Annotated in this window: 11 protein-coding genes and 1 pseudogene; 7 read left to right on the forward strand and 5 right to left on the reverse strand. The window is 63.9% G+C overall.

Annotated features, from left to right (window positions below):
• From GWG54_RS19440 to GWG54_RS19455, 4 genes and pseudogenes are all read left to right on the forward strand, one after another.
• Positions 1 to 278 (forward strand): annotated as a pseudogene (locus GWG54_RS19440) (glycosyltransferase family 4 protein); the annotation flags it as partial.
• A 139-nt stretch (positions 279 to 417) separates the two neighbouring features.
• Positions 418 to 1437: a lysylphosphatidylglycerol synthase transmembrane domain-containing protein gene (locus tag GWG54_RS19445; RefSeq protein ID WP_167939308.1), complete on the forward strand. Its 1020-nt coding sequence runs from the start codon at positions 418 to 420 to the stop codon at positions 1435 to 1437.
• 67 nt (positions 1438 to 1504) lie between these two features.
• Positions 1505 to 2002 carry a metal-dependent hydrolase gene (locus tag GWG54_RS19450; protein WP_167939309.1) on the forward strand — a complete coding sequence of 166 codons (498 nt, stop codon included), beginning with the start codon at positions 1505 to 1507 and terminating at the stop codon, positions 2000 to 2002.
• A gap of 169 nt (positions 2003 to 2171) precedes the next feature.
• A complete protein-coding gene (locus tag GWG54_RS19455) occupies positions 2172 to 2696 on the forward strand; it encodes a DedA family protein (RefSeq protein ID WP_167939310.1) in 525 nt (174 codons plus the stop codon).
• A gap of 6 nt (positions 2697 to 2702) precedes the next feature.
• Here GWG54_RS19455 and GWG54_RS19460 read toward each other — a convergent pair whose 3' ends face one another.
• The 5 genes from GWG54_RS19460 to GWG54_RS19480 form a co-directional block, all read right to left on the reverse strand.
• Complete coding sequence (locus GWG54_RS19460) at positions 2703 to 4079, reverse strand: aryl-sulfate sulfotransferase (protein WP_312854308.1); 1377 nt, start codon at positions 4077 to 4079, stop codon at positions 2703 to 2705.
• A 223-nt stretch (positions 4080 to 4302) separates the two neighbouring features.
• Positions 4303 to 6918 carry a heavy metal translocating P-type ATPase gene (locus tag GWG54_RS19465; RefSeq protein WP_167939311.1) on the reverse strand — a complete coding sequence of 872 codons (2616 nt, stop codon included), beginning with the start codon at positions 6916 to 6918 and terminating at the stop codon, positions 4303 to 4305.
• Between the two features lie 88 nt (positions 6919 to 7006).
• A complete protein-coding gene (locus GWG54_RS19470) occupies positions 7007 to 7597 on the reverse strand; it encodes an AsnC family transcriptional regulator (RefSeq protein ID WP_167939312.1) in 591 nt (196 codons plus the stop codon).
• A gap of 558 nt (positions 7598 to 8155) precedes the next feature.
• Positions 8156 to 8746 (reverse strand): ArsR family transcriptional regulator, encoded by a 591-nt coding sequence (locus GWG54_RS21055; protein ID WP_167939313.1) that lies wholly within the window; start codon positions 8744 to 8746, stop codon positions 8156 to 8158.
• Positions 8747 to 8752: 6 nt separating this feature from the next.
• On the reverse strand, positions 8753 to 9055 hold the full coding sequence (locus GWG54_RS19480) for a hypothetical protein (protein ID WP_167939314.1): 303 nt from the start codon (positions 9053 to 9055) through the stop codon (positions 8753 to 8755).
• 263 nt (positions 9056 to 9318) lie between these two features.
• Between GWG54_RS19480 and GWG54_RS19485 the strand changes: the two genes are divergently transcribed.
• The 3 genes from GWG54_RS19485 to GWG54_RS19495 all read left to right on the forward strand — a co-directional run bounded on the left by GWG54_RS19485 (position 9319) and on the right by GWG54_RS19495 (position 12513).
• Positions 9319 to 9666 carry a four-helix bundle copper-binding protein gene (locus GWG54_RS19485; protein ID WP_167939315.1) on the forward strand — a complete coding sequence of 116 codons (348 nt, stop codon included), beginning with the start codon at positions 9319 to 9321 and terminating at the stop codon, positions 9664 to 9666.
• Positions 9667 to 9738: 72 nt separating this feature from the next.
• Complete coding sequence (locus GWG54_RS19490) at positions 9739 to 10113, forward strand: SPW repeat protein (RefSeq protein ID WP_167939316.1); 375 nt, start codon at positions 9739 to 9741, stop codon at positions 10111 to 10113.
• Positions 10114 to 10446: 333 nt separating this feature from the next.
• On the forward strand, positions 10447 to 12513 hold the full coding sequence (locus GWG54_RS19495; protein ID WP_167939318.1) for a heavy metal translocating P-type ATPase: 2067 nt from the start codon (positions 10447 to 10449) through the stop codon (positions 12511 to 12513).
• Positions 12514 to 12580: the final 67 nt, after the last annotated feature.

Consider the following 12580-nt stretch of genomic DNA (forward strand, 5'->3'; position numbering starts at 1 on the left):
CGGTGGCGGCGACCGACGCGGCCCCGTTCGACCGCACGATCGGCCCCGACAACGGCGAGCGCTTCGCCTACTGCGACCTCGAGGGGATGAGCGAAGCGATCGAGTCGTGTCTGGCAGGCTCGCGGGAGACGAGAGCAGCGGTCGAACGCTACGACGTCGAGCGCACGCTGTCACACCTCGAGTCGCTCTACCGGGGCGCGCGGTCATCGGCGGAGGTACCGACGGCGAGCGACGACGAGTGGGGCTTCGGCGGCGAGCCCCGGGAGTTCGGCGACTGACCGCCCGACGGAGCGAAACGTGGTCTACGATCGAAACGGCGATTCGTCGCTGCCGTCGGGATCTCTTCGAGGACGATCGCGTCCGATCGGCGTCGGTGACAATCAGACGTTTCAAGGTAACTGCCGCTCCAGGTCCGCTATGGACGAGCGAAACAAGCGCGCCCTCCTCGTCGGTGCCTTCGGAACGGTCGCCGTCTTCGCCGTACTGTTTTTCGCCGTCGGGGCGCGTGACGTCATCGATGCGCTGCGCTCGGCCGCACCCTCGCTGGTCGCCGCCACATTCGTCCTCGCGCTGTGCTGGCTGGCGGCCTGGGGGTTGATGCTCAGAAGCGTGCTCACCGCACTCGACGTCGACATTTCGGCCCGGAAGGCGTTTTTCGTCTACGCCGGCGCCGTCTTCGCCAACAACGTCACCCCGTTCGGTCAGGCGGGGGGCGAACCCGTCGCCGCCCTGCTCATCTCGAAAGTCTCCGACGCGCGCTACGAGACCGGACTCGCCGGCATCGCGAGCGTCGACGTGCTCAACGTCGTTCCGTCGATCTCACTGATCCTCGCCGGGGTCGGGTACTACGCGACGACTGCCGCCATCGGCGATCGGCTCGAGACGGCTGTCGGCTCCGCGGTCGCGCTGATCGCGGCCATCGTCCTCGGGATGGCGCTCGCCTGGCGGTATCGAAACACCATCGCCGAGCGTCTTCCCGCCGTGCTGGCCTCTCGAATCGGGCGCTTCGGATTCGTACAGTTCGATCCCGAAACGCTCGAGGCGAATATCGCTGGCCGGCTGGAGCGATTCTTCGAGAACATCGAGCGCGTCGCGACCGATCGGTACCGCCTGACGATAGTGGTCGGGCTCTCGCTTACCGGCTGGCTCTTCCAGGTGGCCGCGCTCACCGCGGCCTTCGCCGCTATCGGCTACAGCGCTCCGCCGTACGTGCTGTTGTTCGTGATCCCGCTCGCCAATCTCGCGGGCGCGGCGCCGCTTCCGGGCGGACTCGGCGGAATCGAGGCCGCGTTCGTGACGCTGCTCGTTCCCACGACCGGGTTCCCGGCATCGGCGATCACCGCCGCCGTGATCATCTTCCGGGGCGCGATCTACTGGATGCCGGTCCTGATCGGAGGGATCTCGGCCTCGGCGTTCGGCGTCCGCGCGATCGAGTGATCGGCCGTCGTCGACCGAACCGAGCGGTTAATCACTGCTCGTCCCGGACCGTCGGTATCTAGCCGTCATGTACCGGGGAGGTCACGTCGGACTCAACGCCTTGCTTTACGCTCCGTTCCTGCCGCTGGCGAGTCACTACTGGTCGCCGGAGGGGGCAGTGCTCGGCGCGGGGCTCGCCCTCGGGCTGGCGAACCTGCCGGACATCGACGAATCGATTTCGCGGCTTCGCCACCGCGGGCCGACACACACCCTCTGGTTCGCCGTTCTCGTCGGCCTGCTCGCCGGCGCCGGGACCGCGCTGGTCCTTCCCGCGACGCCGGGCGCGCTCCCGTTCGGCTTCGTCGTCGGTACCGCCAGCGTTCTCGCCCATCTCGCGGGTGATATCGTGACGCCGATGGGGATCAGCCCGCTCGCGCCGCTGTCGGAAGTCCACGTCACGCTCGACTGGTTCGAGTCCAAGAACCCGCGGATCAACCGGCGGCTGTTCCTGATCGGGTCGACAACACTGCTCGCGTCGCTGGCCGTAACCGTCGCGTTCGCCGCGTCGCTCGAGGTGCCGACGTAGGGGTCGGACCGATATCGACCGGTAGGTCGCGAGCGCCGCGGCGAGAACCGAGAGCTGCGCCGTCCGTCGAGTTCCCCCTCGGACGGCGCCGGTATCCGGCTTCGGACCGTCCCGATCCGCGATCGACGAACCACCAACGCTTACGTTCGAGAGGCGCTATCTCCCGTCGATGAAGCTACTGCAACTCGAGTCGGTGCCGTCCTGGCTCGAGTCGCTGTTCGCATCGGAACTCGCGTTCGCGGTGTTGTTCGGAATCTGTATCCTCGAGGGAGCCATGCTGTTGCGGTTCATGCCGAGTGAGCTCGTCGTACCGAGCGCGATGGCGCTGATCGGCGCCTCGATCGCCGACGTCGTCGTCATCGTCGCCGTCGCGGTCGTCGGGACGACGGTCGGCCAGTTCCTGCTGTTCCGGCTCGTCCGTCGGGCCGGCCGGGAGTACGTCGTTCAAAAGCGGTGGTTCCCGCTGACCGAGTCGCGACTCGAGCGCCTCGACGGGTGGTTCGACCGCTGGGGCGGGATCGCCGTCGCCGGGAGCAACACGATGCTGTTCGTCCGCGGGCTGTGCACCGTTCCGGCGGGCCTCTCGGAGATGGACGATGGAACGTTTCTCACCCTCTCGGCGCTGGGTTCGCTCTCCTTCCAGTCGATCCTCGCTGGCCTGTACCTCCTCGGGGGCCACCTCCTGGTCTTCTGACCCCCGTTACCCGTTCCGCCAGTGGACCGGCGACCGGAACCTGACGCCGGCGTCGTGGAGCCGCCACCTGATCTCGAGGCCGACCCACGTCAGCCCGGTCAGCAGGGCGACGCCGACGGCGGCGAACTCGGCCGATCCCATCCAGATCGGACTCGCGAAGAGGAGCCCGTTGTAGATCCGGTGGGGAAGGACGTTCTCGATGAACCCGCCCAGGGAATCGAGCGGATCGAACTCGAACCCGCCGCCGGCGCCTCCGCCTTCGTCGTCCTCGGTCCGGGACTCGAGGCCGAGTTCGGCCGCGCTCTGGCCGCCCTCGCTCTCCTCTCCGGTCTCGAGGCGCTCGGCCTCGTAGGGTAGGGTCGAGCCGACCTCCCAGACGATATCGCCTGAGGCGTCGACCTCCATCACGCGGTTGCCGTGTGAGTCGGCGATCAACGTGTTCCCGTTGGGAAGCCGATCGGCGTCGCGGGGCCACTGTATCTGGTCGTCTTCCCACTGCCAGCTACGGTTCCACTCGCCGTCCGCGCCGCCCTCGCGCTGGAACTCCTGGACGCGGCCGTTCTCGGAGTCGGCGACGACGACGGCCGGACCGCCCTGGGACTCGGGGATGTAGTCGGGATTGTGCTGTTCGTACTGGACGTCGTAGTCGTTCTCGCTCCCGAGAGTCCACTCGTCGACCAGCCCTTCGTCCTGATCGATGAAGACGACCTGATCCTGGTTGCGCAGACTGACCATGATCCGGCCGTCGTTGGGATCGTCCTCGGCCTCGATGTACGAGACGTCGTTGATGTGGGCCCAGTCTCCGGGGTACGGGCCGCCGCCGTCGAGCGGGAAATCGCTCTGGGCGTCCCAGAGCCACTCGACGACCTCCGTCTCGGTGTTCACGACGAACACCTGATCGGCGACGATGTCGGCGATCGCGACGTGGGTTTCGTTGAGCCGCGTCGAGTCGTGCCACTCGCCGGCCGTCTCCTTGTGGTCGTAGCGCTCGTAGAGCACCTCGACCTCGCCGGTCTCCAGATCGACCCGCTCGAGGACGTTTCTCGCACACGGCGGGGCGTTACAGGTCGGCCCCTCGGAGTGGATCGTGTCCGTCGCGGTGTACTCGACCGTCGTCGGATCGCCCTCGACGGGATCGGCGTCGAAGTACTTCGTTCGCGAGTTGTTGTAGTACTCGACCTCGCCGTCGGGGCCGTAGACGGTGATCGTCCCCGCGCGTCCGGACTCGGTGATCACGGTGTGGTTCTCCGTCTCCGGGGCGACCGGCATCTCCTCCTCGGAGGCCGTGGAGAGTTCGTCGCTCGAGGCCGCGGCGACGAGCGCGCCGGCGGAGAGAAGTAGTACGGCGACGAACGCGATTCTGAGTCGGTTCCGCGAGAGCACCGACCGAATTCGGGTAAGCGGCGATGTATCTGTCACTGTTCTGTCACCATCGACTGTCGCAACGTCGGCTGGGGACTCATTAGGTACCGTTTTTCAGCCGAGTTATTAGTGTTTTTTCTAAACGGAACGTGACGCGAGTCCCCGCAACCTGATAGTCAAGGGAGTTACATGTAGGGCGATCTGGAGGCGGCGACTCGAGTCGCGTCGCCGTCGGTGCGACGGCTCAGCGCAGGAACCCGAGCAGTTCGTAGTCGTGATCGGGTTCGTACCGACGGAACAGCAGGCTGTTCGACAGCACGGAGACGCTCGAGAACGCCATCGCCGCGGCGGCCAGCACCGGCTGGAGTAGTCCGAGCGACGCCAGCGGGATGAGCGTCGTGTTGTATCCGAGTGCCCACACGAGGTTCTGCTTGATCTTCCGGAGGGTCGCGTCGGAGATGCGGATCGCCTTCACGACGTCGATCGGATCGTCCCGCATCAGGGTCACGTCGGCGGCCTCGATGGCGACGTCGGTTCCGCTCCCGATCGCGGTTCCGACATGGGCGACCGCGAGCGCGGGCGCGTCGTTGACGCCGTCGCCGACCATCATCGCCTGCCGGCCCTCCGCCTGGATCGCCTCGACCGCGTCGGACTTGTCCTCGGGGAGGACCTCGGCGCGAACGTTTTCGGGGTCGATCCCGACCCGTTCAGCGACGGCGCGAGCGGTTCGCTCGTTGTCACCGGTGATCATCATCACGTCGATGCCGCGCTCGCGGAGCGCGCCGACCGCCTCCGCGGCGCCGTCCTTGACGGTGTCGGCGTCGGCGACCACGCCCACGAGCTCGCCCCCGTCCGCCCCGGCCGGCCGGCGGGCGACGAGCATCGCCGTCTTGCCCTCGTTCTCGAGTCGTTCCATCGTCTCCACGGCGGGCGAGGGATTGATCCCCTCGTCCCGCAGCAGTTTGCGGTTCCCGACGAGCACCTCGTCGCCGTCGACAGTGGCGCGGACACCGTGGCCCGGCACGTTCTCGAACCCGTCCGGGTCGACGAGGTCGAGGCCGCGCTCCTCGGCGCCCTCGACGATCGCCCGGGCGAGCGGGTGTTCGCTGCCGCGCTCGGCCGACGCGGCGAGCCGGAGCACGTCGTTCTCGTCGAGTCGGTCGCTGCCGGGAGCGGCGCTCTCGGCCGCCGCCGTTCCGCCGTCGGCCACCGGTCGCTCGCCGTCGACGGCGACGACGTCGGTCAGCTCCATCTCGCCCTCGGTGAGCGTCCCCGTCTTGTCGAAGACGACGGTGTCGACGTCTTTCGCGCGCTCGAGGACGTCGCCGCCCTTGAAGAGGACGCCGTTTTGCGCGCCGATGGCGGTCCCGACCATCGTCGCCGCGGGCGTCGCCAGCCCAAGTGCACAGGGACAGGCGATCAGCACCGCCGAGGCGAAGACGACGACCGCGAACTCGAAGACCGAGACGCTTCCGCCCGCCGGAGCCGGGCCACCGGCGACCTGGCCCCACAGCGGGAGCCAGTCGACGAAGCCGGCCAGCGCCTCGGGGAACAGGAACCAGACGGTCCCCCAGAACAGGGCGTTGGCGATGACGGCGGGAACGAAGTACGCCGAGATACGGTCGGCGAGGTTCTGGATCTCCGGCTGGCGGGACTGGGCCTCCTTGACCGTCCGGACGATCCCCTGGAGCGCCGTGTCCTCGCCGACCTTCGTCGCCTCCACGACCAACACGCCGTTCTCGTTGATCGTCGAACCGACGACCTCGTCGCCCGCCTCCTTCTCGACGGGAACGGACTCGCCGGTTACCATCGACTCGTCGACCGCCGATTGCCCGTCGATGACGACCCCGTCGGTCGGGACCTTCTCGCCGGGTCGGACCTTCATCCGGTCGCCGACCTCGACGTCCTCGAGGGGAACCTCCCGTTCGGTGCCGTCGTCCTCGACGATCGTGGCCGTCTCGGCCTCCATCTCGAGGAGCGTTCGCAAGGCGTCGCCGGCCTGGCCCTTCGAGCGGGCCTCGAGGTAGTTCCCGAGCGTGATGAACACGAGGATCAGCGCCGCGGTGTCGAAGTAGGTCTCCCCGGCGATCAGCCCGAGCAGGACGGCGACGCTGTAGAGATACGCCGTCGACGACCCCAGCGCGATGAGGACGTCCATGTTCGCCCGGCCGTTCTTCACGAGCGCCTTGTAGGAGTTCTCGTAAAACGGCCGTCCGAGGACGAGCTGAACCGGCGTCGCGAGCAGGAAGCCGATCCACTCGAACTCGAGGCCGAAGACCGCGTCGGGGAAGACGGTCCCCCCCAGAAGGAATCGGTCGGCCAGGAAGAACAGGAACGGTGCCGACAGGACCGCCCCGAACAGCGTCAGCCGGAGCTGTTTGTCGATTTCCTCTCGACGGGCGGCGTCGCGCCGTTCGCGGTCCGACTCCGCGGCCCCGTCGTCGCGGATCGGCGTGTAGCCGGCCTCCTCGACCGCGTCGTAGAACGCCGACCGGGAGACGTCGGCCGGGTTGTACTCGACTTGGGCCTCGTCGGTCGCGTAGTTGACCTCCGCGTCGATGACCCCTGGCACCAACTCGAGCGCCTCCTCGTTGGTGTCGGCGCAGTTCGCACACGTCATGTCGGCGATTCCGACCGAGACGGTGGCGGATTCGGCGCGGTAGCCCGCGTCGTCGATCGCCCCGTAGATCTCCGCGAGCGACACCTCGCTCGGGTCGTACTCGACCGAACCCTCGTCGGTGGCGAAGTTGACGTCGGCCTCCGAGACGCCGTCGAGGGCTTCCACGGCCTCAGTCACCGACTGCGAGCAGTTCGCACAGCTCATCCCTCGGATCTCGAGGCGGGTAGTTCGCTGACTCATTGTGTACCCGTAGGGGATCGACGTTTACCTCCGTTTTCGATAGCGATCCAAAGCCGACCCGGGTGGTCACTTTCGAAACCGAAGCGGTTCACGTCCCCTCCTCGAGGCGGTCGTAGCGCTCCTCGAACCGGCTCCGACAGGACGGGCAACAGAAGTGGTACAGGTCGCCGTCGACGGTCGCCGACTCCCCCTCGCTGTCGACGGTGTTGCCACACTCGGCGCAGGTGAGCGCGAACTCGGCGCCGTCGAGCGAGGGGCGCCACTCGACGTCGTCGATCAGCGTCACCGCGTACTCGACGCCGTCGACGTCGCCGACCAGCCTGTCGAGCCACCGGCGGACGTTCCGGAGTTGCGCCCGCGCGTAGAACCAGAGCTCGCCGTCCGCGGTGACGAACACGTGCTCGACCGCGTCGGCGTCGCCGATCCGCGCCTCGAGTTCGTCGACGGCCCCGGTCACGCCCGACACCTGGACGAACACCGGAACGCCGGCCCGGAGCTGCGAGCGGTCGACGTCGACGGTGAATCGCTTGATGACGCCCGCCTCCCGAAGCCGCTGCACGCGGTCCGAGACGGCCGGACCGGAGAGCCCGACCTCCTCGGCGATGTCGCTGAACGGTCGCCTGGCGTCCTCGCCGAGCAGCCGTAGGATCGCCATGTCCGTTTCGTCGAGGTCTCGCATGGGCGGTCGTACGTCTCGAGTCGGAATATACCTCCGGAACGGCTTTGGAATCGAAAGTACCGTGGCCGATCGATTACGGATTCGAGGTCCGCAATCGACGGTGAGTGAGTTCAGGGGACGGTGGCGTGCTCGAGCGACCCCCGACCAGCGATCCGAACGGATGCGGACGACGCGGGGGTGTACGGACGGCTCGCCTCACCGGGTTGATCGGAACGTCTCGAGGAGAGGATCGGCCGTTCGCGGCGGTTGCCAGCTTCGTTCGTCGCGTCTACTCCGATTCTTCTTCGACGCGCTTTCGTCCACGTTCGTTGCTTCTCTCGGCGAGTTCCTGAACGTCTCGCTCGCTGAGTTCGCTCTCACTGGTGAGTTCGTTCAGCATTTCGAGTGCCTCAAGTTCCGGAATCTCATCCAGCCGTTAGTGCGTTCGAGAAGCGCCTAGAGTGGCGTTTAAGAGTCTCTTGTCTTCGGCCGTCACGAGAGACCATGATAAACAACCGTTTGTTTTCCGTGATAAAGAGGTGCGACCTAACGAGGCCGTATTCGAGATTGGGGAGTATGCTAATTGGTACGGTGGCTCCAGAGAGAGCGTAGACAACCAAGCCCTTCGCACGGAACCGTTCCTTCTATGTACTGTTTTCCGAGGCTCGTGATACGATACTTCCCGCGTTCGGCTTTCGTAACGAAACCACGAGACTCCAATTCGACTAACCGACGGTTCACCTCCTCTCGACTGTAGTCGATGTTGTACGCGATGATGGCCGGTGTCAGAACGAGATCCTTCGAGTGGAAGAGACCGAGGATCGCGTCATCAACGGGAAGCATCCACTCGTCTACCTGACGAACCTGTGTGGGATCTTGGAGCAAAAGATCGGCCCAGGCTTCCTGACGCAAATCGTTTTTCACTGGACTATATAGACCGATTACGACGAGCACCGATGCGATACCGTGTACCCAATGTACTACCGGCGGGAACAGCAGTTCCGCCAGCGGACCACCGATGAGAAACAACAGTATTCCGGAGATCGTCAACAGCAAATAGCGGTGGTAGTCAACGACAGTCGGTCTGAAAAAGAGGAAGTACAATAATCCGATCCCCGTGACAGCGCCTACTGTGAGATTGTATACGGTAAACGGTGAGAATTCAACCACGGATCATCAACTCCCTGAGATACTCTGTTGAATTCGCTCGTGGGTGGCGATCACTAGCAACAGGAAAATTGCGACAATGGTGTGCATCGCACTCCGGAGCGTATCGAGAAAGACCGATTCGCCGCCGGCGATGATCAAGAAGACGTGATAGACGATCACTCCAGCAAGCGTCAGTGTGAGTAGTGTGATTACCGTCCCGAACGGCGATTCACGGAGGATACCCCAGAGAAGGAGAGACAGTACGCCGGCTGCTGTTCCGCCGATGATGGCGAACAGGATGCTCGCCGTTTGCAGCGACGCATCAATCATATCGGAGCGTATGATAGGGTGCGTCTTCAACTCCGCTGCCTGCAGCCGAAAGCAAACTCAGAACCACCGAATACTGTGATCTACGCTGTTTGAACGGAGAGATAGTGGAATTTCAGTACTGTTTCAGTCATAAAACACTATATTACATCCCATCTCATTAGTTATCCCGATTCGGCTGACCGATGTTACCGCTGCCTCACTAATTATTCTCTCGGCTTGGGTAGTCGATAATAAAGTCGGGTCGCGCCGACCGGTGATATGCGATGGCGCTAACCCAGATTGACCACATGGACGACGAAATGGCGGAGTGTACGGACAATTGCTTCGAAGCAGCACAGGCCTGCGAGTGGTGTGCCGACGAGTGTCTCGACCACGGCGAGGAGATGGCGCGCTGTATCCGCCTCTGTCGGGACGTCGCCGATATCACGGCACTACACGCTCGCTTTATGGCCCGGAATTCCGGGTATCACGCTGACCTCGCGGAGACGTGCGCAGACGCCTGTGAAGAGTGCGCCGACGAGTGTGAGCAGTTCGATCACGAACACTGTCAGGTGTGTGCTGACGTGCTGCGCGAGTGCGCCGAGAGTTGCCGGAACATGGCTTCGGCGTAACGGTCCTGACTACCGCGGTTCGTGGCTTCACAACTGACCATCTTTCGGGCGGAATCACACGAATACTGGACGATGGGGATGATAACGAGGGTCACAGCTGGTGGCAACGTTGTACTCGGAGGATGGCTGATCGCGGTTCCGTTCGTTTTCGGAGCGACAGGAGTCCGCCGCTGGAACGATGTACTCGTTGGACTCGTAGTCGTTTTCGTCGCCGGCTACAACTACAGCAGATCCGTTAGACGACGACCGTTGAGCAGGAACGGGGCTGGCCTCGTTACAATCCTCGGTACCTGGCTCGTCGTCGAGCCATTCATATTCGGTTTCGTGGGTCCCGAACTGTGGCACAACGTTGTCTGGGGGACCATCGTAGCGAGTTTCGGGAGCTACAACGCATACGTTGCGACTCTCGTTGGGCAGACCCAACCTTTGCAGATGGCTACCGAGTAATATGCACAATTTAGCAGTACTATGTAAGCGATTGTGATGGTTCACCAACACATGGATCACCTTGGCCGATGTTTCAGTATTTAAACGCTCATGGATAACCACGATCACAACCGATCAACGGACGACGAAAATCCGCCTGGAGACCGTCCTAACCACGACCACCGGTCCACTGTCGATAGCGAGCCAGATAACACCGGAGGAAAACCGGACCCTCAGGTGGAACAGTCGCTGATCGAGGAGGAGGCTATGGGCGCTGACGAGGCCGAACGAACGATCGAAGACGAGCACGACCACCGAATGGACCACGAGGGCGGTGGTCACGATCACGGTGGAATGCACGAGGGCCACGAAGCGATGTTCCGCCGTCGGTTTTTCATCTCGACGCTGCTCTCGATTCCGGTTCTCCTCTACAGCGAGATGCTCCAGGAGTGGCTGGGGTTTTCCGTTCCAGCGTTTCCCGGAAGCGAGTGGATCAACCCGGTTTTCGCGGTAATCGTCTTCGGGTACGGTGGTGTTCCGTTCCTCCGAATGGCCGTCCCCGAACTGCGTGATCGATCGCCGGGGATGATGACACTCATCTCGATGGCGATCTCGGTCGCGTTCGTCTATAGCCTGGCAAGCGTCGTCCTGCCGACTCAATCGGCGTTCTTCTGGGAACTCGTCACCCTGATCGACATTATGCTGTTGGGCCACTGGATCGAAATGCGATCGGTTCGGCGGGCACAGAGCGCGCTCGACGAGCTGGCACAGCTCATGCCCGACACCGCCGAAAGAATTACCGATGACGGTGACAGCGCCGAACGTGGTTCGGCTGGCCATTCGGAAGTCGCCGCTGCCGAAGAAACCGAAGAGGTCCCGGTGAGCGACCTTTCCGAAGGAGATCTCGTCCTCGTCCGTCCCGGTGCCAGCGTCCCTGCAGACGGCGTCGTTGAGATGGGTGATTCGGACGTGAACGAGTCCATGATCACCGGCGAGTCGATGCCAGTTTCGAAAGAGCCGGGCGACGAGGTGATCGGCGGGACCATCAACGGTGACGGGAGTCTCCGTGTTCACATCGAAGCCACGGGCGAGGAGACGACTCTTGCGGGAATCATGCGTCTCGTCGAAGAAGTACAAGGGAGCAAGTCACAGACTCAAGTGCTCGCTGACCGAGCTGCCGGCTGGTTATTCTACGTTGCCGTCGCGGCAGCGGCCGTGACTGCCGTCGGGTGGACGGTCGCCGTGTCGTTCGACGCGGCGGTCATCGAGCGAGTCGTCACCGTCCTCGTGATCGCGTGTCCACACGCGCTCGGCCTCGCCATCCCGCTCGTAGTTGCGATCAACACCTCGCTGGCGGCCCGAAACGGGATGTTGGTGCGGGACCGCATCGCAATGGAAGAAGCGCGAAACCTGGACGCGATCATCTTCGACAAGACGGGAACGCTCACCGAGGGCGAACACGGCGTCGTCGGTACAGAGACCGCGGGCGGTATCGACGAGGAGGAGGCGCTGGCGCTGGCGGCTGCAGTCGAGGGTGACTCGGAACACATGATTGCCCGCGCTATCCGCGAAGCGGCCGCTGAACGCGGTGTTAGCGTTCCCGAGTCGGAGGACTTCGAAGCAATGAAAGGTCGGGGCGTTCGCGCGCGGATTACGGGTGACGAGGTTTATGTCGGCGGTCCAAACCTCCTGACTCACCTTGATATCGATGTCCGGTCGGATCTGCAGCGGTTCGCTGATGAGGCCGGCGAAAACGGACAGACTGTCGTGTACGTCGTTCGAAATGAGGAGCCGATCGCTGCCTTCGCTATGGCGGACGTGATCCGAGACGAGAGCTACCGAGTCGTCGAAGCGCTCCACGAACTCGATATCGAAGTGGCGATGCTGACCGGCGACTCGAGGGATGTGGCCGATGCAGTGGCCAATGAACTGGGAATCGATACGGTGTTCGCGGAGGTACTGCCCGAAGACAAAGACGAGACGGTCCAAGAGCTACAGAACCAAGGGAAGTTCGTGGCGATGGTCGGCGACGGCGTCAACGACGCGCCCGCGCTGACTCGAGCCAACGTCGGGATCGCTATTGGAAGTGGGACGGACGTCGCCGTGCAGTCTGCAGACGTCATCCTCGTGCAGAACAACCCGATGGACGTTGCTCGTCTCGTAAAGCTGAGCAAGGCGAGTTACCGGAAGATGCAGGAAAACATCGTCTGGGCTGCCGGGTACAACGTCTTCGCAATCCCGCTCGCGGCGGGTGTTCTCGCGCCGATCGGGATCTTACTATCGCCAGCAGTCGGAGCGCTCCTGATGTCACTCAGTACGGTTATCGTCGCAATCAACGCACAGCTACTCCGCCGCGTCGATCTTTCCCTCTCGAGTGTGCCGGGTATGCCAACCGCTCCAGGCGCACAACCGGCCGAGTGAACTACCCCACCCTACTCGCTCACGGCTGACGCCGTTCGCTCCTTGAGGGTAGGGCTTCCTGCTTCCA

This window comes from Natronococcus sp. JC468 (assembly GCF_012163165.1).
GTDB lineage: Archaea > Halobacteriota > Halobacteria > Halobacteriales > Natrialbaceae > Natronococcus > Natronococcus jeotgali.